General features: G+C 33.3%; 16 protein-coding genes. 4 read left to right on the top strand and 12 right to left on the bottom strand.

Going from position 1 to position 23827, the window contains the following annotated elements; all coding sequences use genetic code 11:
- Position 1: 1 nt before the first annotated feature.
- Together GSY47_RS19800 and GSY47_RS19795 are read right to left on the bottom strand one after the other, a co-directional pair.
- Positions 2-490, bottom strand: coding sequence for a hypothetical protein (locus GSY47_RS19800; RefSeq protein WP_246611361.1), 489 nt, complete (start codon positions 488-490; stop codon positions 2-4).
- 82 nt (positions 491-572) lie between these two features.
- Positions 573-1334, bottom strand: coding sequence for a rhomboid family intramembrane serine protease (locus GSY47_RS19795; RefSeq protein ID WP_219071516.1), 762 nt, complete (start codon positions 1332-1334; stop codon positions 573-575).
- A gap of 176 nt (positions 1335-1510) precedes the next feature.
- Between GSY47_RS19795 and GSY47_RS19790 the strand changes: the two genes are divergently transcribed.
- A complete protein-coding gene (locus tag GSY47_RS19790; RefSeq protein WP_179002173.1) occupies positions 1511-2788 on the top strand; it encodes a replication-associated recombination protein A in 1278 nt (425 codons plus the stop codon).
- 15 nt (positions 2789-2803) lie between these two features.
- Here the strand turns inward: GSY47_RS19790 and GSY47_RS19785 are convergent, their stop codons facing one another.
- From GSY47_RS19785 to GSY47_RS19765, 5 genes are all read right to left on the bottom strand, one after another.
- Positions 2804-3589, bottom strand: a complete 786-nt coding sequence (locus GSY47_RS19785; protein WP_179002263.1) for a hypothetical protein — start codon at positions 3587-3589, stop codon at positions 2804-2806.
- 2 nt (positions 3590-3591) lie between these two features.
- Entirely contained in the window at positions 3592-4278 is a 687-nt protein-coding gene (locus GSY47_RS19780; RefSeq protein WP_179002171.1) for a YjjG family noncanonical pyrimidine nucleotidase, read from the bottom strand.
- A 3-nt stretch (positions 4279-4281) separates the two neighbouring features.
- A complete protein-coding gene (radC, locus tag GSY47_RS19775) occupies positions 4282-4971 on the bottom strand; it encodes a RadC family protein (RefSeq protein WP_179002169.1) in 690 nt (229 codons plus the stop codon).
- A 199-nt stretch (positions 4972-5170) separates the two neighbouring features.
- On the bottom strand, positions 5171-6526 hold the full coding sequence (locus GSY47_RS19770; protein ID WP_179002167.1) for a UDP-N-acetylmuramate--L-alanine ligase: 1356 nt from the start codon (positions 6524-6526) through the stop codon (positions 5171-5173).
- Between the two features lie 14 nt (positions 6527-6540).
- Positions 6541-7227: a tetratricopeptide repeat protein gene (locus GSY47_RS19765; protein ID WP_179002165.1), complete on the bottom strand. Its 687-nt coding sequence runs from the start codon at positions 7225-7227 to the stop codon at positions 6541-6543.
- 130 nt (positions 7228-7357) lie between these two features.
- Between GSY47_RS19765 and GSY47_RS19760 the strand changes: the two genes are divergently transcribed.
- The gene (locus GSY47_RS19760; RefSeq protein ID WP_219071515.1) at positions 7358-13702 is read left to right on the top strand and encodes an alpha-2-macroglobulin family protein; all 6345 of its coding nucleotides are present in this window, start codon (positions 7358-7360) and stop codon (positions 13700-13702) included.
- Positions 13703-13779: 77 nt separating this feature from the next.
- Here GSY47_RS19760 and GSY47_RS19755 read toward each other — a convergent pair whose 3' ends face one another.
- The 5 genes from GSY47_RS19755 to hpt form a co-directional block, all read right to left on the bottom strand.
- Positions 13780-15924, bottom strand: coding sequence for a S46 family peptidase (locus tag GSY47_RS19755; RefSeq protein ID WP_179002161.1), 2145 nt, complete (start codon positions 15922-15924; stop codon positions 13780-13782).
- Between the two features lie 240 nt (positions 15925-16164).
- Entirely contained in the window at positions 16165-17166 is a 1002-nt protein-coding gene (obgE, locus tag GSY47_RS19750; RefSeq protein WP_179002159.1) for a GTPase ObgE, read from the bottom strand.
- 78 nt (positions 17167-17244) lie between these two features.
- Positions 17245-18519, bottom strand: coding sequence for a hemolysin family protein (locus GSY47_RS19745; protein ID WP_179002157.1), 1275 nt, complete (start codon positions 18517-18519; stop codon positions 17245-17247).
- Between the two features lie 201 nt (positions 18520-18720).
- A complete protein-coding gene (locus tag GSY47_RS19740) occupies positions 18721-19293 on the bottom strand; it encodes an adenylate kinase (protein ID WP_109190676.1) in 573 nt (190 codons plus the stop codon).
- 66 nt (positions 19294-19359) lie between these two features.
- On the bottom strand, positions 19360-19890 hold the full coding sequence (gene hpt, locus GSY47_RS19735) for a hypoxanthine phosphoribosyltransferase (RefSeq protein ID WP_109190677.1): 531 nt from the start codon (positions 19888-19890) through the stop codon (positions 19360-19362).
- 188 nt (positions 19891-20078) lie between these two features.
- Between hpt and GSY47_RS19730 the strand changes: the two genes are divergently transcribed.
- On the top strand, positions 20079-21359 hold the full coding sequence (locus tag GSY47_RS19730; RefSeq protein WP_179002155.1) for a PQQ-dependent sugar dehydrogenase: 1281 nt from the start codon (positions 20079-20081) through the stop codon (positions 21357-21359).
- Between the two features lie 341 nt (positions 21360-21700).
- Positions 21701-23803 (top strand): TonB-dependent receptor, encoded by a 2103-nt coding sequence (locus GSY47_RS19725; protein ID WP_179002153.1) that lies wholly within the window; start codon positions 21701-21703, stop codon positions 23801-23803.
- Positions 23804-23827: the final 24 nt, after the last annotated feature.

Genomic DNA, 23827 nt, shown 5'->3' with positions numbered 1-23827 from the left:
CTTACTTTTCTTCTTCTTTTAAAAAACATATCAACTGTTCTCTTATTGCATTCTTATGTAGTTTAAAATTATATTTTCTCACAAATTCAGTTCCTGCCATATTTATTTCAGCTGTTACTGCTTCATAATTTGAAAAAGCACTAATATCTTTATCATCAATTAAATAAAGAACCTGCATAATAGAATCGTTTCTTCGATATTGTGTGTCGTAATGCGCTAATTTATATGTATTATTATCTGCAAGTTGAATAATTAAATCATCTTTGATTTTTTTTCCCGTTTTCTTATCAGGAAATGGAGTTGGCTGCAATGCCACAAAATAATGTTCTTTGTCTGTAACAATGTTAATTTTTAAAGATTTTGATTTAGTGGAATAAAATACCTCCGGCTCAAAATAATACAGCATGCTTCCATCTGCCTGAACCCTATTTTTAATTTCACATTGTGCAACAGCATTATAGTTAAAAATAAAAATCAAGAATAAAACCAACAACTTTATTTTACACATAGCCCTAGAAATTAAATCGTTACATAAACAAATTTACTGATTTAATCTCAAAAAAAGCATTTAACTAGATTTTGTCCTCCGAATCTAATTTTCTTGTTACAATATAATTTACGGAATGACTAGAAGAAAAAAAGTCTGGCAGACTCTCCTCTTCTTCTTTTGGAATATTGATGAAATTTCCATTTTCATCAAAATGCTTCATAAAGGGATCCAAAGCTGGATCAAAATCTGGTCGCTGCCAATCATAAACAATTGGTTTTGCATATTCAGGTGTTCGATAAAAAAGTGTCAAAACAAAACCTGTTATTAAACCTGCCAAATGTCCTTCCCAAGAAATGGATTGATCTACATCTGGAAAAACATACCATATCATACCGCCATAAAGCAAAATAACCGTTAAAGATAAAGCTACTAATCTATAATATCGAGTTTGAACTCCTTTAAAGAAAATAAAACTAACCAAAACATAAATCAAACCGCTTGCTCCAATATGAAAATTGGTTCGTCCAACAACCCAAGTAATAAATCCCGATAACAAAATTCCATAACAAATTACTCCAAAAGTCTGTTTGTGATAGAAAAATTGAATGGTCGCCAATAATATAAAAAGGGGAATACTATTGTTGTAAAGATGCTCTAAATTTTCATGAATAAAAGGACTAAACAAAACGCCTCTTAACCCCACTATATCTCGAGGATAAATTCCGTATTGATAGAAATCAAAATCGAAACGAATCTGCATCCAATAAATAATCCACAAAAAAAGGACAAAAAATAGCGGAAGTCCAATAACCGAATTTGAAAATTTTAAATTAGTATCGTTCATATTGAGCACAAATAATAATTCTATGAACTCAAAAAACTATCCAAAAATATTTTACTGATATTTTGTCATATTCATAAATAAAAAACTTGTCTCAAATTATAACAATCTTCTCTCAACAACGATTGTTTTAACTTGTAATAGACAAAATCTAAAACCAAAAACAGTAATTTTGTAAAATGGAAGCACCGTTAGCAGAGCGCATTCGTCCGCAAAAATTAGAAGATTATATTAGCCAGCAGCATTTGGTTGGTCCAACTGGATCTTTAACACAGCAAATTTCAAAAGGAATTATTCCTTCTTTGATTTTCTGGGGACCTCCTGGTACAGGAAAAACGACATTGGCACAAATTATTTCACAAGAATCAAAAAGACCTTTTTTTGTTTTGAGCGCCATAAATTCTGGAGTTAAAGATATTCGTGATGTTATTGACAAAGCAAAACAGAGTGGCGGACTATTTACTGCCAAAAATCCTATTCTTTTTATTGATGAGATTCACAGATTCAGTAAATCACAGCAAGATTCACTTTTAGCTGCGGTCGAAAAAGGCTGGATTACGTTGGTTGGTGCAACAACAGAAAACCCAAGTTTTGAAGTAATTCCCGCATTATTATCACGCTGTCAAGTTTACATACTAAATGCCTTTACAAAAGCCGATTTAGAAGCTTTATTAGAGCGCGCAATGAAAACTGACACTTATCTACTTACAAAAAACATTAACCTTAAAGAAACCGAAGCTTTATTACGTCTTTCAGGTGGTGACGGCAGAAAACTTCTCAATATATTTGAACTTGTCATTAATGCTTCAGCCGGCGATGAAATTACAATTACCAATGATCGTGTTTTAGAATTAGTACAGCAGAATACGGTCTTATATGACAAAACTGGTGAACAGCATTACGATATTGTTTCTGCTTTTATAAAATCTATTCGAGGAAGCGATCCGAATGGGGCTGTTTATTGGCTTGCCAGAATGATCGAAGGTGGTGAAGATGTAAAATTTATTGCCAGAAGAATGCTGATTTTGTCAAGTGAAGATATCGGAAATGCAAATCCGACCGCTTTTATAATGGCCAATAATACTTTTCAGGCGGTTACTACAATAGGTTATCCAGAAAGTCGAATTATTCTAAGCCAATGTGCTATTTATCTTGCTACGTCTCCCAAAAGCAATGCCTCTTATATGGCTATTGGAAATGCACAGCAATTGGTAAAACAGACAGGAGATTTACCAGTTCCTATTCATTTACGAAATGCTCCTACCAAATTAATGAAAGAATTGGGATATGGCGACGAATACAAATATTCGCACGACTACGCAAACAATTTTGCTGAACAAGAATTCCTTCCCGACGCTATAAAAGAAACGGTTCTTTACAATCCTGGAAGCAATTCTAGAGAGAACAGCAACCGCGAATTTTTAAAGAACCGTTGGAAAGATAAATACGGTTATTAATCCGTATCTTATGTTTTAGAATTTTACTGTAATTTTTTCTGAAACCAATTTGTCATTTTGATAAGACTCAAAATACCATTGACCATCATTTTTCAGGATTAAAGAACCTTGAACATTATCTTTTATCGCCATAAAAACATTTGGCTGTGAAGTTTTTAAAAGTTTCATTACCACTTTTGGCGTTTTATCTATTAATTGATACCCTGATTCTGTTGGCTGTGCATATAACAAATTTGGATCTTTTAAGTCTGGTGATGGAGCCACCGCTACAACTTGAGTAGCTGCAACTGGAGCTGCCGCTGCCAAAGTTTCGGCTGTAACCTTTGTTGGCACTTGCGCTTGTGTATTAGTTCTAGAAACCACTACAGTATTACCACTATATTTATAATGCAATGCATAAACAGATTTAAAGGCATTTTCAAGTGATTCTTTATAAGCTAATTCATATTCTTTTTCTTTGCTTCTTCCAACCTCAGAAGTATAAACAACCTGACCATAACAATCTTTAAATTGCACAAAAAGTTTAGTTACTAAAAATGCATTGTCTTTTACTACATCAATATATAAAACTTGACAACGGTCTGTATAACCTTCAGGAAGTTGTTCGTTTGTATAAAAAGCTTCAAAACCAGCTTTATTCAAATTTTGTTTACTTAAAGTTGCTAAACGATACTGATTATCAGTTTTCATGAAATCATATTTCAAAGGTATAATTACTGCTTTGTAATCATTAAGAGAAACAGACTGCGCAAATCCAACAACTGAACATAAAATTGCAGTAAGTAAAAATTTAATTTTCATCATTATAAATATTTTTTTAGTTCTAATAAATGGTTTATTTGTTTATAATCACCAGAAACATCCAGCTTTCTTTCATTAAAAAAAATTGCATCTAAACCAGCATTTAATGCACCTGTCACATCAGCTTCAAAATCGTCTCCAATCATGATGCTATTTTCTTTTGATGTATTAGCCAACTTTAATGCATAATCAAATATAATACTATTTGGCTTTTTAACACCTGCTAGTTCAGAATTTGTTATAGTACTGAAATAACCTCCCAATGAAGCATTATTAATTTTCTTTTCCTGTACACTTGCAAATCCGTTGGTAATAATATGAAGTTTATATTTTGGTTTGAGATATTCCAAAACTTCAATAGCTCCATCAAAAAGATAATTATTATCAGGAAGAAATTCTATATAATCATTCGAAATCTGATCAATATTTTCATCTGTCATGATATAATTCAAAGCATCAAAAGAAAGCTTTAATCTATTGTAACGCAATTCTTGATGCGTAATTTCGTCATTTTGATATAATCTCCAGCATTCTTGATTTATAGGAACATATTTTTCAATAAAGTCTTCAATTTTAATTCCTTCAAAATTATTCTTAAAAATACGATCAAAGGCCATTTGAGAGTTTTTATCGAAGTCCCACAGTGTATGATCTAAATCAAAAAAAATGTCAGTAATATTTGTATTCATAGATTAAAAAATTCCTTCATCTACAAAACTATAATATTTTGATTCAGTTATAATCAAATGATCTAAAACTTTAACATCTAAAGTTTCTCCCGCCTCTTTAATTTTCTTCGTGATTTGTTTATCTGCATTACTTGGTTTTAAATCTCCTGAGGGATGATTATGACACAAAATCAAACCTGTAGCTCCGTTTTCTAATGCTAATTTAAAAATCAATCGCATATCTACAACTGTTCCCGCAATACCTCCTTTACTTAATTGTGATTTAGAAATTACCTTGTTTGAATTATTAAGAAAAAGCACCCAAAATTCTTCATGCGGAAGCTCGCCAATAATTGGCTGCATTATTTCAAATACCGCTTTACTCGAAGTTATTCTTTTTAATACTAAAACATCTTCTGCTCTTTGTCTTCTTCCCAACTCTAATGCAGAAACAATTGAAACTGCTTTTGCTTCACCTATCCCTTTAAACTTCATTAACTGTGAAATAGACATTTTACCTAAAGCATTTAGATTTTTTGCTGTCGCCAAAATTCTTTGACTTAATGCAACTGCCGATTCATTTCTGCTTCCAGAACCAATTAAAATCGCCAATAATTCGGCATCACTCAAAGCATCTCTGCCTTTTTTCATTAATTTTTCACGAGGTTTATCATCATCTGACCAATCTCTTATCGCGAAATGCCCTTCATCCATAATCACATCATATAAAAAGCGAATATATACAAAAAGAAGAAAAACCTTTCAAATAAATGCAATCGATTTTAATTTTTATTAACTTTAAAAATAAAAAGTACTAAAATGAAATTCCAAATCTGAAATTTCAAATTCCAATAAAAAAAGCCGATTGTTTCAACAATCGGCCCATTATCTAATTTTTAAATTGATTAATTCTCTAATTAATCAACCCTTTTACTTCATCAAAATTCAAACCTCCGTAATTTCCAGAACTCATTAATAAAAGTGCAGAATTATCTAAATTCAAATTGAATAAATATTCTTTAAATTCAGCTGGATTAGTATAAATAATTAAATCTTTTCTGTTGAATGCAGTTGCAATCTGTTCATAAGTTACTTCCTCCAACTGTTTAATTTTTACAGCATCTGGAGAGTAAAAAACAACGGCAACATCTGCATATTCTAAAGCGCCTTCATATTCTTTTAAGAATTCGGCATTCAAACTGCTGTAAGTATGCAATTCTAAACAAGCCACTAAAGTTCTGTTTGGATATTGCTCTTTTACCGCTTTGGTAGTTGCTGCAACTTTACTTGGTGAATGTGCAAAATCTTTGTAGGCCACTTTACCTTTTCCTTCAGCGATTTTTTCTAAACGTTTAGATGCACCTTTAAAACTTGCGATTGCCTCATAAAAATCAGCTTCGTCAACTCCCATATTTTGGCAGATCCATTTTGCTCCAGCTAAATTATTTAAGTTATGCGCACCAAAAACTTCAATTGGCATATCGCCTTCTGGAGTTTTCAATAAAGTTACACCATCACTTACAGAATATTCTGGAGTTGAATACGCAATTTTTCGAATCGGATTTGTTGCTGCTTCAGAAACACGTTTTACTTCTGGATCATTCTCGTTATAAACTAAAATACCTCCGTTAGTAATTTTTGCAATGAAAATCTCAAACTGCTCTACATAATTCTCGTATGTTGGAAAAACGTTAATATGATCCCAGGCAATTCCAGAAATTAAAGCGATATTGGGCTGGTACAAATGAAATTTAGGACGTCGGTCAATTGGCGAAGACAAATACTCATCCCCTTCCAAAACCATAAAATCATTTTCTTCAGTTAAGTGAACCATCGTATCGAAACCTTCCAGTTGTGCTCCTACCATGTAATCAACTGCAATATTATGGTAATGCATCACGTGCAAAATCATCGAAGTAATAGTCGTTTTTCCGTGAGAACCACCAATTACAACGCGAGTTTTGTTTTTAGACTGTTCGTACAAAAATTCAGGATATGAATAAATTTTTAATCCCAATTCCTGCGCTTTCAATAATTCTGGATTATCTGCTTTTGCGTGCATTCCAAGAATGATTGCATCAATATCAGCAGTAATTTTTTCTGGAAACCATCCTAATTCAGCTGGTAAAATTCCCTTTTTCTCTAATCTTGACTTTGATGGTTCAAAAATAGCATCGTCGCTTCCCGTAACTTGGTATCCTTTGTTATGTAGTGCTAATGCTAAGTTGTGCATTGCGCTTCCGCCAATGGCAATGAAATGTGTTTTCATTTAGAATCTTTATTTTATGCTTCGAATTTTCGTTTTAAATCCTGCGCTTTTTTTGTGTCTTTTAGTTTGTTCAAATATAAATTATATAATTTTTGAAATGTGACTTTTGAATTGCCAATTTCATGCGCTTTCTTATAATTTTTTTCAGCAAGATCATATCTTTTAAAATATTCTTCAATTCTTCCTCTTGACAAATATCCGTCAACAGGAGAAAACTGCGCTAATTCGTTAGAATATGCAATTGCTTTAGATTCGCTTCCCCCTAAAATTCCAGGCAATTGTAAATAAATTTCAATCAATGCCCAACGCGCCTGAACGTGTTTTGGATTAAGCTCGATTGCTTTTTCAAAAGCTTCTTTCATATCACCAACCATCGAGAAAGCTTTGATTTTATTTACTTCAACAGCATGCATCGCCAGACAGCCTCCATATTTAAAAAAATAATCAGCAACTGTGGGTTTCAATTCTTTTAGTTTTTTAAAATATTCAGCCCCTTTTACCCATGATTTTTGATGCGCTTCTATTTCGCCAAGATATTCAAGTGACTTTATATCTGACGGATTTGTTTTAAGAACAAATTCAAATATAGGTTTAGCTTCATCGTACTTCTTAGCCCGAAATAACTTCTCTCCTTTTTCAAAATTAGATTGCGCCCAAGAGTACATTGGAACAATTAAAAAGAAAATCAGCAACTTTTTCATATTTCAAAAATAAGGAAATATAAAATGCTATTTGCTTTTGAACATAAATTAGTAATTTGTACGAAATTTATTTTTAATTAAAACCAACCTTTACGCCACAAAAACACTCTCTGATATAAAAAGCTACTTTATGAAAAAGATTTTACTGTTATTTTTATTGGTTTCCACTACCGTTTTCGCACAGCAGTTTGACAAAGAATGGAAAAAAATCATGGCACTTGAAAACGTCGGAAGAATTAGATCTGCCAACAGAATTGTAGATCGTATTTACAAAAAAGCAGTTATTCAAAAAGATGAAGTACAAATGATAAAATGCTTTTTTCATACCTCAAAATACCTTTACACTTTAGACGAAAATGCTAAAACCAAAACTTTAACCAATCTAAAAAGGGATATAAACCGAGTTTCAGTTCCGTCAAAAGCACTTTTAAATCTGGTTTATGCAAAATTCTTGATTCATTATCGCGATTATGGCGATCCCGAAATAATGGTAGATAGTGCTGCTTCAGTAGTAGATTACGAAACTACTTCGGTAGACATGACTGCTTCTGCCCTAGATACGTCAACGGAAGATTCAGATTCTTCTGAAACTGATTTTTATTCAGAAGAGGAGATTACGGAACTTTATAAAAAAACATTAGAAAATGCATCAATCTTAAAAAGTACGCCTTTAAGCAATTATGAAACCCTATTTTACTTTCATAAAAATTCAAAATTTAAAAAACAGACTTTATTTGACTATTTATTAGAGGAGAATATTGCTTATTTTTCCTCTAAAATAGAACGCTGGGAAATTTCAGAAAATGAATTTGTCCCTTACACAGAATCGTTTTTTGGTAATTCTGAAGCTTTTATACAACTTAATCTCGATTTTGTAACTGAAACAAACCTAAAAAATACTCTATTCTTATACCAACAGAAAGAAATTATCGATCCATCTTTAGAAAATCAGTTTGAACGAGTTAAATTCTGTCAGGAAACATTTTTAAACTTAGATGATCGTTTCGAAACTTACCTCGCTTTGATTGAAAAGAAAGCCGAAGAGAAACCACTTATCCAGAAAATTAAATTGGAACAGGTTTCAATCCTCGTGAAAAAGGCATCCAAAACAACTTATCCAGAAAACAATATTAAAGCACTCAATCTTATTGATGAGATTGTAAAAATCAATGAAAACTCATATCCTGCAAGCGATGCTTTGGAAAAAAAAGCACAGATTCTCTCCAAATCATTATCATTAGAACTTGAAGAATATATTTATCCGAATAAAAATACTAGAGCGTTAATATACTACCAAAATGTAGAGCGTTTTAAAATTTCCTTTTTTAAAATTAGCCTTACGGAATTAAAAGAATTTAAAAAAGGTGAAAGACAAGACAGTTTATCTAAACTAATTACTGCTAAAAGACCTCCAGTTGTTTCGCAAAATTATGATCTCCTAAATAAAAAAGACTATTTTGATTATACAACAGAAGTTTTACTGCCAAAACTAACTCTTGGAAATTATTTGATTTATGTAGAAAGCGATTCAGATTCAAAAGAAGAAAAAGCCTATGCAAGTGATATCATTTCAGTTTCCAATTTAATGGCACTTGCTTCTGAACAAAAAAATATCGAAAGCTATCAAGTTCTCGACAGAAAAACCGGTAAGCCTATTGAAAATGCAGTCGTAAAATTTAAAAATACTACAACTGAGACCAATGCAAAAGGCATTGCTACTTTTACAAAAATTTCAAATGATGACGATGATTTGTTTGTTGAGTTATCTAAAGATGGCGATTCTTTAATGGTGGAAAGAAATTATTATGTACAACATGTATCAGAATATAATCCTGATAACAGAACAGATGGCAAAATAGAGTTTTATTTAGACCGTGCTATTTATAGACCTGGTCAGACTGTTTTTTATAAAGGTATTGCTTTTCAAAAAAACAAAAACAAAAGCAGTATTGTGCCCAATGCAAGGTTTGAAGTCTCTGTTTATGATGTCAATAATCAAGTCATAAAAAAAATGGAAGTTACTGCTAACGAGTTTGGTTCGTTTTCGGGAGAATTTGCACTTCCTAAAAATGGACTGACTGGAAATTTCAGTATTTCGGCTCAAAAAGTTCACATTTCTTCAAACGAAGAGTCCAAACTCTTACCATGGTATAAAGTGGATTTTTATAACCAGAGAACTTCCTTTAGAGTAGAAGAATACAAACGTCCAAAATTTGAGGTTACTTTTGAACCTAAGAAAGAGTCTTTTAAACTCAATCAAGCTGTTAAAATTAAAGGAAACGCAAAAGCATTTGCTGGAAACTCCATTTCTGATGCTATCGTAAAATACAATGTAACCCGATATACCAGTTATTACCGAAATTATTATGGCCGTGAAGAGAAAGAAACTCTTGCTGTGGGAGAAACAAAAACGGATGCTTCAGGAAAATTTTCAATTGACTTTACAGCTCTTCCTTCAAAAAACAATAGAAAAGAGGAATTACCAGTTTTCAATTATCAAATAGAAGCAACGGTTACAGATCTAAATGGCAAAACACATACTGCACAGACAATTGTAAAAGTCGGCTATCATGATTTGATTCTTAATGCATCTATTCCCTCAATTATAGAAACTAAAGACAAAAACGAAATAACATTATCAAGTACCAATCTGAACGGAGAATTTTTGGCTGCCAAAGGCGAAGTAAAATTATATTTAGTAAGTACTTTTCCTAGTAAATTTAAACGCAGAATTTTTCAACAGCCAGATATAAAGGGTATTTCAGATGAAGATTTTGAAAAACTATTTCCTTATGAAATCAATAAAAATGAAGACGAAAATAAAATTGCAGAAGTTTTAGTATTCTCCAAAAAGGTAGACACGCAAAAAGACAAAAAAATTGTCTTAGATTTTATTTCCAACTATAAATCGGGAACTTATAAAATGGTCTTTTCAGCTAAAGATAGTTTCAATAATCCTATCGAAAATTCCTCTATATTTCAAATTAAACAAAGTGCCGAAAAATTTTATGCAGGCAGTTTACTAACAGTAAAAAAAGTCAATGATGACCCAAGAAAAGATGGCTTTGTACTAGTAAAAGTAACCTCTCCTATTCCTGATCTTTATATTATTGTGAGTGGCAATTACCAAAGCGGTGTTTTCTTTGAAGATATTTTTCATTTAGAAAACAATGAAACTGTAATTAAAATTCCGTTAAAGGATGAATTTGAAAACCAAATAAAATTAGGTTTTGAAAGTGTTTTCGAAAATTACAGTTATACACAAATGCTTGATGTCGCACTTAAAGAGCCAGAAGCAAAATTAGAATGGACTGTTGAAAGTTTTAGAAGTAAAATTGAACCCGGAAGTCCACAAAACTGGTCATTTAAATTAAATGGTGTTAATACAAAAATCGAAGCCGAAGTTTTAGCTTCGATGTATGACAGTTCTTTAGACCAATTCAGCATCAAAAATTGGCAGAACTTGAATATTTACCGTAACACTTACAACAGTATTAATTTTAAAACTGATTTAGGTTTAGCCAAAACCCACATGGAAGTAAATAATCTTAATGAATATGTTGGCGCTACTTATTTTGAGGATGAAGAAACACAATTAAACTGGTTTGGTTTTAATTTCAATTATAGCCATTTTGGTGATCTTGGGATGACTATAGTAGATATTAAAGATGGAAAAGTGGGAGCAGTAACTATTAAAGGAGATCCAGACGCTGTTTTAACTGTTGATGAACCTGTAGGAGCTGGGCCGGTAAATGCTATGGTGACTGAAGGAGGTGATGTTGTTCAAAGATCTCCTATCAAAGTTAGTCAAGTTAAATTCGTAAAGCCTGTTGTTGCTCACGCAAGTGAAACGACTGAAAATCCTGAATATTATTATCAAACAGATAAAATAAAATTTATTCCGGGTAAAAAAATCGTAAGCGGACTAACATCAATGGCCGTAAATACATCAACATTATATATCATTGATGGAGAAATCTTATCAGAAAGTGATTTCAACAAAATAAATCCTGAAGATGTTTTATCTATAGATTTTTTAACCGCTGATAAAGCTAAAGCTCTTTATGGAAGTAAAGGTGCAAACGGTGTTATTATTATCACCACAAAAAAAGCAATGGAATTGTTGACGCAGGTAAAAACTAGAAAAAATCTCTCCGAAACAGCATTCTTTTTTCCACATCTAAAAACAGATTCGACTGGAAATGTAAGTTTCAATTTCACATCACCTGAAGCTTTAACGGCTTGGAAACTTCGTTTAATGGCACATAACAAAGAGGCAGTTTCTGGTCATTTAGAGAAAAACATTGTTACTCAAAAGGAATTAATGGTTTCACCAAATTTCCCTAGATTCTTTAGAGAAAAAGATGCAATTACAATCAGTGCCAAAATCTCAAATCTTACGGCTGAAGCAAAAACCGGAATTGCAAGTTTACAGTTTTTTGATGCTGTGACTATGGAACCGATTGATGCCAAAATGCTGAACTTAAAAAACATCAAAAACTTTACAATTCCGAGTTACGGAAACACAACGGCAAACTGGACAATTACAATTCCTGAAGGTTTACAAGGCGTTCAATACAAAATCGTAGCAAAAGCATGTAATTTCTCTGATGGAGAAGAAAATATTATTCCTGTTTTGACCAATAATATGCTGGTAACTGAAAGTATTCCGATTTGGGTTCGCGAGAATTCAACTAAAGAATATACATTTGAGAATTTAAAAAACAATAATTCTACAACATTAAAAAATCATCAATTTACACTAGAATATACTTCTAACCCAACTTGGCTTGCGATTCAGTCAATTCCTTATTTAATGGAATATGAACATGAATGTGCTGAACAAACTTTTGCACGTTATTATGCCAATGCTTTGGCTACAGAAATCATTTCAAGTAATCCAAAAATTGCGAATGTTTTTGAAACTTGGAGAAAAAAAGGAACTCCAAATTCAAAACTGGAAGAAAATGAAGAATTAAAATCACTTATTTTAGCAGAAACTCCTTGGCTGAATGACGCTCAATCTGAAGATGAAAAGAAAAAGAATTTAGCGCTTTTGTTTGACTTAGAGAAAATGAAAACTTCTCAGGAAGCTACTTTTCAAAAATTAAAACAAAAACAACTGCCTTCGGGTGCTTTTTCATGGTTTGGAGGAAATTACGAAAATGAATACATCACGAGACATATTTTAGCTGGTCTCGGACATTTGGAAAAACTTCAAAAAAACAACAATACATCTCAATTAGAGCAGATTACAGCTACTGCGATTCCGTTTATTGATTCTAAATTTTTAGAGTACTATAAAAGCACAACCAAAAATCTAAAAAAGAGCGATAAATTAATTTGGCTCAATCCCTATTCTGACCTGCATTATCTTTATACCAGAAGTTTTTATTTAGAGAAATATCCTTTATCTGATACTTTGAAAAAAGCAACAAAACTATATTTAGAAACTGCTAAAAAAGATTGGCTGAATTATTCTCTATATGAAAAAGGGTTGGCCGCTTTGACTTTGAATCGTTTTGGAGAAAAAGAAAGTGCTAAGAAAATCATCGAAAGTTTAAAAGAAACATCTTCAAACAACGAAGACTGGGGAATGTACTGGATTGCCAACAAATCAGGATGGTATTGGTATCAGGCTCCAATAGAAACTCAGGCTTTATTGATTGAGGCTTTCGCCGAAATAAATAACGACACCAAATCGGTTGATGCAATGAAAATCTGGTTATTGAAAAACAAACAAACCAAAAACTGGCCCACAACAAAATCTACAACCGAAGCCATTTATGCTTTATTAATGCAAGGTACCGACTGGCTTTCTGTAAAAGACAATACGGTTATCAAATTGGGAGATGAAAAAATCATGACCAAAAAATTAGCCGAAAATGAAAAAGAAGCTGAAACAGGTTACATCAAACTAAACTGGAAAGCCGATGAAATCAAAAAAGAAATGGCTTCCATCAAAATCGAAAACAAATCTAAAGTTCCAGGTTTTGGTGGTGTTTATTGGCAATATTTCGAAGATTTAGACAAAATCAAAAACAATTCGGGTGCTGTTTTGTCTGTTTCGAAAGAATTGTATCTAAAGAAAAGCACTCTAAAAGGAAATCAATTAGAAAAAATCACAACAAAAAATCCATTAAAAATTGGAGATTTGGTTACGGTTAGACTTATCATTACCTCAAGAGAAGATACTGAGTATGTTCATTTAAAAGATATGCGTGCCTCTTGTTTTGAACCTGTCAATGTTCTTTCTGAATACCAATATAAAAATGGATTAGGTTATTACATGAGTACAAAAGATGTGGCCACACATTTGTTCTTTGACCAAATTAAAAAAGGAACTTATGTTTTAGAATATGATATTCGAGTAAATAACAGTGGTGAGTTCTCCAACGGAATTACAACAATCCAAAGCATGTACGCTCCAGAATTTGCAAGCCATACAAAAGGAATTCGAGTGAAAGTTCAATAAAAAAATCCGCCACAAATTCACGAATTTTATTTAATTAATTCGTGAATTCGTGGCGGAAAAAATTGTAGAAATTGAGATTATTTAGCAATCGTCAATTCGTCGATAATGTTTTTCGCTCCTGCGTATTTGTCGATAATCCAAAGTACATAACGAATATCTACGTTGATTGTTCTTTGTAAATTAGAATCAAAAATAACGTCTCCAGCCATAGCTTCGATGTTTCCATCAAAAGCAATACCGATTAATTCTCCTTTTCCGTTAAGAACTGGCGAACCTGAATTTCCTCCAGTAATATCGTTATCAGTTAAGAAGTTTACTGGCATGTAACCTGCTTTATCAGCATATTGTCCGAAATCTTTTTTCTTATTCAATTCTAATAAACGAGCTGGCAAGTCAAATTCTTGATCCCCTGCTTTGTATTTTTTAACCATACTTTCCATTGTAGTATAGTTGTTGATTTTTGCATCATTACGAGGATCAGCAGGTAAAGCACGAACTTTTCCGTAAGTCAATCTCAAAGTAGAGTTTGCATCTGGATATTTAATCGCGTTTAATTTAGATTCTCTTAAACCTTCAACCAATTTACGGAAAGCCGTTGCAAAACCATCATCGGCTTTTGCCTGATCGTCTGATTTAGAACGGTATTTAGTCAATAAATCATTAGAAATGATATACAACGGATCGTGTGTAATTGCTACTGGTTTCGGATCTGCTAAAAATCCTAATATTTTTTCTTTAGATGTAAAGTAGCTTTGTTCTGTTGCTTTTGCTACATCAGCAGTAAAATCGCCGTTGTTAGCTGTTTTCATTTTTGCAATTTCTGGAGCAAGTCCGTATTCGGCAGCTTTAGAAGCATATAAATTCAACTGTGCAGTTAAAATATCTTTTTCTAATGGCGCATAAAATTCTCCATAAACACTTTCAATTAATGCATTGATTTTAGGAAGCATTTCTGCTTTTTTTGCATCATTTTCTTTGTAGTAAGCAATTAATGCATTTCCTAAATTAGCTGGCGCAGTTGCATAAGCAGAAGTACGTAAAAGCTGTGTCAAATAATTATCGTGACGTGCTTTTAAGTTTGTTTCTCTGTAATAATCGTTGATTGTTGGAATTACATTCTCATACTTTTCTTTATTTGCAGGTTTGCTTGCCCACTCATAAAATTTATCTTCTTGTTCTGCTTTAGTATCAACCGTTCCTGCTTTTGTTAAAGCATCGATCATACCTTGACGGTTTTTCCAGTAGTTTGCTGTAGAAGCATATTTAGAAGCGTACTGTAAACGAACAGTTGCGTCTTTATCCATATACTTTTTCATTACATCCATTCCGGTTTTAGCACCTTCAACCCAAGCAGGGTAAGCATATTTAATGTTTTGCTCAATTCCTCCGGCTGGCATCCAACGGTTTGTTCTTCCTGGATAACCTAAGATCATGGCAAAATCATTTTCTTTTACACCTTTAATACTTACTGGTAAATAATGTTTTGGTTTTAAAGGCACATTGTCTTTTGAATAAGCGGCAGGATTTCCGTCTTTATCTGCATACACTCTAAACATAGAGAAATCTCCAGTTTGACGAGGCCATTCCCAGTTGTCTGTATCTCCACCAAATTTACCAACACTTTCTGGTGGTGTTCCCACTAAACGAACGTCTGTGTAATCTTGGTAAACAAAATAGTAATATTCATTTCCTTGAAAGAAAGGACGAACAGAAACCGTATATTTTCCGTTTTCGCTGTTTTCTTTTTCGATCAAATTGATTTCCTGCTGAATCACTTTGTTTCTTTCCGTTTCTGTCATTTGATCGTTTACTTTAGATAAAATTCTTTTAGAAACATCATCCATACGAACGAAGAAACGAACAAACAAAGATTTTGGTTTCATTTCCTGACTACGGTCTTTAGCCCAGAAACCATCTTTTAAATAGTTTCTTTCTGCTGACGAAAGTTCAGCAATGGCACTATATCCGCAGTGGTGATTTGTCAATACCAAACCAGTATTTGAAACGATTTCGGCAGTACATCCACCATTGAATTGTACAATCGCATCTTTCAAACTATGATTGTTGATACTGTAAATTTCTTCGGCTGTCAATTGCAAGCCCATTTTTTCCATATCTCTATGGTTCAATCTTTCGATAAACATCAAAAACCACATTCCTTCATCGGCTCTCATAGGGAAAGTCATAAGGCACATGGTCAAGAATAAAATTACTTTTTTCATGTTATTTTGTTTAAGTGATGCGAATATAGCTCATATTTATAATTATTCCACTCAAAACAAATTCAAAATTGCACATGTTTTCGATTTTTTAGTCTTTTATTAAGAATTTAACATTGTTTTTAAAAAAGAAAGGCGTTCTAAAAATAGAACGCCTTTCTTTTTTAAAAAGTTACTAAGATGCTAAGTTGCTAAGATTCTAAGTTTTTTTCTTTGAACTTAGCAGCTTAGAGACTTAGAACTTTATTCATTAAGCATTTTCCAAAGCCTGTCTTTCAAATCGGTCAAACCTTGCTGTGCAACAGACGAGATAAACATGTATGGAACATCTTTGAAAGTAACGTCTAATTCTGCTTTCAATTCTGCTTTTAATTCATCATCCAGCATATCGCATTTTGAAATTACCAATAGACGTTCTTTGTCTAACATTTCAGGATTATATTTCGTTAATTCATTAACCAAAATATCGTATTCTGCTCTAATGTCAGGCGTATCAACAGGAACTAAAAATAACAATGTCGAATTACGCTCAATATGACGTAAGAAATAATGTCCTAAACCTTTTCCTTCTGCGGCGCCTTCAATAATTCCCGGAATGTCAGCAATTACAAAAGATTGAAAATCTCTGTATGCTACAATTCCTAAATTTGGTTTTAAAGTGGTAAAAGGATAATCAGCAATTTTTGGTTTTGCTGAAGTTAATACAGACAATAAAGTAGATTTTCCTGCATTTGGGAAACCTACTAAACCAACATCGGCTAAAACTTTCAATTCTAAAATCACATCCATTTCCACGCCCAATAAACCTGGCTGTGCGTAACGAGGTGTTTGGTTTGTAGAACTTCTAAAATGCCAGTTTCCTAAACCTCCTTTTCCTCCTCTTGCCAGAATTTGTTTTTCTCCATCTTCTGTAATTTCAAAAAGTGTTTCTCCAGTTTCTTTGTCTTTTACAACAGTTCCTAGTGGCACTTCAATGATTTTATCTTCTCCATCTGCACCAGTACTACGATCGCCTCCACCGTCTCCACCGTGACCCGCTTTAATGTGACGTGCAAACTTTAAGTGAAATAATGTCCAGAGTCCTTTATTTCCAACTAAATACACATGTCCTCCTCGACCACCATCTCCACCGTCTGGTCCACCTTTTTCAATAAATTTCTCTCTATGTAAATGCGTAGATCCTTTCCCTCCTTTTCCGGAAGAAACGTATATCTTAACGTAATCTACAAAATTTCCTTCTGTCATTTTTCTGAATTTCAGATTTTAGATTTCAGATTTTAGATTGCTCTAGCTTCTATTTCTAAATTCTATTTTATTTATTTTTTATTCTTTCAATGCTTTAACCAGCACTTTATCAATCTTAACTCCGTCCATGTCGATTACTTCAAGGACAAATTTTTGCCAGACTAATTTTTCTCCTTCTTTTGGAATATGAGAAAGCTCGGTCATGATCATGCCGCTTACAGTGTTTACTTCGTAATCGTTGGTTAATTCGTCTAACTCAAAATAGGTTAAGAAATCGTGTAACGAATAATGTCCGTCAACCAGCCATGAACCATCTTCTCTTTCTATCAGCTGAAATTCATCTTTATAAAACTCAGAGGCATCACCAACTAAGGCTTCTAGAATATCATTCAAAGTAATCAAACCTTGAAAAACTCCGTATTCATCTGAAACTAAAGCGTAATGAACTCCTGTTTTCTTGAAATTTTCTAACGCTTTGTAAGCCGTAGTCTGCTCCATTAAATAAGGCGCATCAGAAACTATTACCGACAAATCGAAATTATCTTTTTCTATACTGGCGAAGATATTTTTTAGTGTAACCACTCCAACAATATCATCATAATTATCATTATAAACTGGATAAACAGCATGCAGGTCCTGAACTACCAATTCCTTAATCTTGTCTTTATCTGCTTTTAATGGCAACATATCAACAGATTTTCGGTGTGTCATTAACGAACTTACTTTTCTATCTCCGATATGAAAAACGCGCTCCACAATATCTTGTTCAATTTCTTGAACTTCTCCAACCTCTGTCCCTTCTTTGATGATTGCTTTAATTTCTTCTTCGGTCACTTTTCCGTCTGCCGTTGGTTTGATTTGTAAAACATTCAACAAGAAATCTGTTGAAGAAGTTAACAACCAAATAAACGGTGCCGTAATGATTGAAATGACTTTCATTGGCATTGCCACCATTTTAGCAATTGCTTCAGGATAATTTAATCCGATTCGTTTTGGAAGTAATTCTCCTAAAACCAATGAGAAGAAAGTTAAAACTACAACCACAATTCCAACTGCGATTGAATGTGCATAAGGTTTTAAAGCTGCAAAACCTGCCACAAATAATTCAACATCGGCAGTGATTTTATCGCCAGAATAAATACCTGTTAAAATACCTATTAAGGTAATTCCGATTTGTACTGTTGATAAAAATTTGTTTGGCGAATTGGCTAAATCGAGTGCTGTTTTAGCACTTTTATTGCCTTTTTTCGCTGCTGTTTCCAACCTGTTTTTACGGGCTGAAATCAAAGCGATTTCAGACATGGAGAAAACTCCGTTTAGTAGAATTAGAAAAAATATAATTAGTATTTCCAATTGATAGGGGATTCGTTATAAAATGGTCTAGTTAAATGCAATTTGTACTCAATTTATTATAGCCCAGATGGAAGTGAATAGCCAGGAGCTAAAAAAACTAATTTTTCCTGCCAGAAAACAGCGACTGAAAGAAGCTCGTTTTATGGTTTGGAAAAATAGTTTTTTTAGCGAGGACTAGTAACGTACAGCTGGAAAAAGCTTCTACAAATTATCTATAACTGACGTTAAGCGCTCTGTAATATCTTTAATTTCTCCAATACCGTTTACAGCGTGAAATTTATTCTGTGCTTTATAGTAATCGATTAACGGAGCTGTTTTTTCATTGTATTCCTGATATCTCACACGAATTTTTTCTTCGTCCTGGTCATCTGCTCTTCCGCTTGTTTTTCCTCTTTCTAATAGACGGGCTACTAAAATTTCGTCATCAGCTTCTAAAGCGATTGTTGCTGTTACGCTAGAACCAATTGTTGGCAAAAATTTGTCTAAAGCTTCTGCCTGATTGATTGTTCTTGGGTAACCGTCGAACAAAAATCCTGCTGTGTCAGGGTGTTTTTTTACCTCATCAATTAACATTGCAGTTGTTACTTCGCAAGGAACTAATTCTCCATTGTCCATAAAAACTCTTGCTTTTTTTCCTAGTTCAGTATCATTTTTTAAATTGAAACGAAAAATATCTCCTGTTGAAAGGTGTGTTAAATTATATTTTTCTTTTAAAAATTCTGCCTGAGTTCCTTTTCCTGCACCAGGCTTTCCAAATAAAACGATGTTAATCATAATTGAAATGAGTGTTGTTACTTCTGTCTTTCAGAAGTTTTAAAATGAATATATAGTTGTGTTTTGTTATTCTGCTAATTTGTAAACTTCGGTTAAGTTTCTGCCTAATCCATCATAGTCCAAACCATAACCCACAATAAATTTGTTCGGAATTCTAATTCCGATGTAATCTATTTTTATGTCTTTTTTATATGCCTCCGGTTTAAAAAACAAAGTTGCAATTTTAAAATGCTTTACATTTCTTTCTTTAAACAAGTGTTTCAATTCTTCGATTGTATTTCCGGTATCGATAATATCTTCGATGATAATTACGGTTCTTCCAGACAAATCCTGATTGATTCCGATTAATTCTTTAACCGAATTTGTTGTTTCTGTTCCTTCATACGATGCCATTTTGATGAATGAAACCTCGCATGGTTTTTTATATTTTTTTAGAAAATCTGATACGACCATAAAGGCACCATTCAAAACTCCAATAAAAATTGGCGTATCATCTCCAAAATCGTCTTCTACCTGAGCCACTATTTTAGTTAAAGCAAAATCAATTTCTTTAGCCGAAATAAACGGAACAAATTGTTTATCGTGAAGTTGTATCATTATTTTTCTTTTTAAAATAATGGACAAAGATACAGAATTAGAACTTAACAGCTTATATCAAAATGGACTGTATCCGGATTATTTTTTCGGGAATGTTAAATATCAGTTAATATTTACAAACCAGTCTTTTAGGCTATTTTAAATTTCAGTAAATTGTTATGATATAATTATTTAACTCCAAAAAACCAATGAAAAAATCGTTAATCCTGTTTTCAATTCCGTTATTAGCTTTAATGACTTCCTGCAACGGACAAGTAAAAAAAGAAGAAAAAGAAGCACTTGCCAAACAGCCCGGAAATATTGTAAAAACGGCTATCGGAAACATTACACTTCCTCCGCCCTACGCAACCGAATCAAAAACAAAGAACAGTAAAGTTATAGGCTGGCCCGAAGGCAAAACGCCAAAAGCACCGGAAGGTTTTACGGTAACCAAATTTGCTGACGGTTTCGAAAATCCGCGTTGGAGCTATATCGGACCAAACAATGATATTTTTGTTGTGGAGAGTGGAACCAGAACAAGTAAAAACCAAATTATAGTTTTGCGTGACAAGGATAAAGACGGAAAATATGAAACTCGCGAAGTTTTTATTTCTGGTTTAAACAGACCTTTGGGAATGCTCATTCTTAAAGACTTTTTTTACATTGCCAATACTGACGGACTTTACCGTTATCCCTATAAAAATGCACCTTTAAAGTTAGAAACTCAAGGAACTAAAATTGTTGAGCTTCCTGCTGGTGGATACAACAATCATTGGACAAGAAGTTTGCTAGCTAATCCTGAAGGAACAAAAATTTATATAGGTGTTGGTTCCGGAAGTAATGTTGGAGAAAACGGAATGGATAAAGAAATTCGCCGTGCGGCAATTTTAGAAATCAATCCTGACGGAACCGGTGAAAAGATTTATGCAGAAGGTCTTAGAAACCCAATGGGAATGGATTGGAATCCTGCCAACAAAAAAGAACTTTGGACAGCGGTAAATGAAAGAGATGAACTTGGCGATGATTTGGTTCCAGATTATATCACGAGTGTAAAAAGAGGCGGTTTTTATGGATGGCCTTATTCGTATTTTGGAAGTATTCCAGATCCAAGATGGAAAGGGAAAGGCGAAAGAAAAGATTTGATAGAAAGAGCTATTGTTCCCGATGTTCCGGTTGGCGCTCACACTGCTTCTTTGGGATTGGCTTTTTACACTAAAGATGCTTTTCCTGCTAAATATAAAAACGGAGCTTTTGTAGGACAGCATGGTTCTTGGAACCGATCTGTAATTTCAGGTTATAAAGTTTTATTTGTTCCTTTTAAAGATGGAAAACCTTCGGGAAAACCGGAAGATTTTTTAACGGGTTTTATTTCTGACAATGATAAAGCGGAAGTTTACGGGCGTCCGGTTGCGGTTACAGTTATGAATGATGGATCGCTTTTGGTTAATGATGATAGCGGCAATACGATTTGGAAAGTTTCAGCCAAATAAATCGACAAGCTTGGTTTTAACCACAAATTACACAAATTTTCGCAAATTAATTTGTGTGAATTTGTGCAATTTACGGTTTAAAAAATATATCGAATTTTTAATCCAATTGCTTTCGGCACAAACTATAAAGATTTTTAAACACATAGAGACATAGATTTTTGTTTTAAAAAGATGTTACTAAGAAAACTCGTTTTCACACATAGTTTTTCTATGTGGCTTTTGATAAGTGAAACGCCTTTTTTGCCTCAATCAATGACTGTGTTTCTATGTGTTAAAAATAAATCCCAATATTTAATCTGTCAAGATAAAATTCCAAATCCCAAGAATTACTACATAAATATATGTTTTTAAAAAAATACGGTTTCCTAATTATTGTGTTTTCGATTTTACATAATCTAACGGCACAGGAAAAAGGAGTTCAAAACATTGATTCTACCAAAACCCAAAAACTAAACGAAGTTTTAATAAGTCCGCTTCATATTGATCGGGATTTGCAAAATAGTCCGGCTTCGATTGGTGTTTTATCTGAGAAAGAATTACTTCGAAATAATACCACAGACATTAGCAACGTCATCAATACGATTCCGGGTGTTTTTATGCAATCATCGAATATTACCACAACCCGAATTTCGATTCGCGGAATTGGCGCCAGAACGCCATACGGAACCAATAAAATCAGAGCTTTTTATGGAAATATTCCGTTGACATCTGGAAACAGCGAAACCGTAATTGATGATATAGATCTTCAAAACATCAATCAGGTTGAAGTGATTAAAGGTCCGCTTTCAAGTATTTACGGTGCTGGATTGGGCGGAGCGATTTTAATTTCTCCGGAAACATTTAATAAATCCAACTATCAGACTGAAATTAGTTCTGTTTTTGGATCTTTTGGATTATTGAAAAACAGAGTCGGTTTTAATTGGAACGAAAAAAGTGCTTCTTTAAATCTGAGTTATCACAATTTAAAAAGCGATGGCTGGCGCGAAAACAGCGCTTACAATCGGGAAGGAATTACTCTCGGCGGTGAATTGTTCCGAAAGAAAAACAGCAAGTTGACGTACTTTTCCAATTACACTTATTTAAAAGCATACATTCCGAGTTCAATCAACAAAAACACTTTCGAAAATAATCCGCAGGCAGGCGCGCCGACTTGGGTTGCTTCAAAAGGTTTTAAAGAATACAAATCGACTTTGGCAGGATTAGCTTATGATTTTAAATTAAACGATCATCTCCAAAATTCGACTTCCGTTTTTATCAATTATAAAGACAGTAACGAACCGCGTCCTTTTGATATTTTGCGCCAATATACTTTTGCTTCAGGCGCAAGAACGCAGTTTTCGGGAGATTTCAGTATCGGAAAAGTCAAAAATCAATTTATTGCCGGATTAGAATATTTCAGAGATAATTACAGCGGAAATACTTTCCAAAATTTATATCAGCAAAATAACGGAAACGGAAGTTTGCAAGGCAATCAACTTACCGCAACCGATCAAAAAAGAGATTTTTACAATATTTTTTCACAAATCAGAACTTTGCTTTCGGAACGTTTTGAGATTCAGGCGGGTTTAAATTACAACAAAACTAAATTTGAATTGCAGAATGATTTTCCCGCTTCCGCGAATAATCCGAAGGAAAGATATAGTTATGAGGGGATTTTTTCGCCACAGCTTTCTTTTTTATTTAAGCCAAATGAAATCCGAACCTTTTATTTTTCCGCAAGCCGAGGATTTTCTCTTCCCGCAACCGAAGAAACTTTGACATCAACAGGAAACATTAATCAGAACATAAAACCAGAAACCGGTTATAATTTTGAATTGGGCGGAAAACTGCATTTTTTCAATAAAAAACTCTACACCGAAATTGCCATTTACCGAATGGAAATTAAAGATTTATTGGTTGCCAAAAGAATCGGAGACGATCAATACGAAGGCATAAATGCCGGAAAAACTTTTCACGAAGGAATTGAGATTTCCTTAAATCATAATTGGCCGATCAATCGAACGTTTACTTTGAACTCTTATGTTGGGACTTCAATCGGAAATTATGAATTTAAAGAATTTGTCGATAACGGAAATGATTATTCAGGAAACAAATTAACCGGATTTCCTGCCAATACAGCAAGTACTGGTTTTACTTTAAATACATCATCTGGATTTTATTTTACTGCCGATTTTCAGTTTACAGATAAAATCCCAATGAATGATTCTAATGCCGATTATTCCGATTCTTATTCACTTCTGAATTTAAAAACCGGTTACCAATTTGAAATTCTATCTGGTTTAAAAGCTCATTTCGACGCAGGCATAAATAATGTCATGAACGAAAAATACGCTTCCATGATTTTGACCAATGCAACTGCTGTTGGAAATGCACAGCCTCGATTTTATTACCCTGGATTGCCGATAAACTATTACGGAATTATCTCATTAAATTATGTATTTTAGCACAGTATTTAACTCCAAAAAACA

The sequence above is a fragment of the Flavobacterium quisquiliarum genome, assembly GCF_019308285.1.
In the GTDB taxonomy this organism is placed as follows: Bacteria; Bacteroidota; Bacteroidia; order Flavobacteriales; family Flavobacteriaceae; genus Flavobacterium; species Flavobacterium quisquiliarum.
Note: the sequence above shows the minus strand (reverse complement) of the source record. Positions and strands in the feature narration are given on the sequence as shown.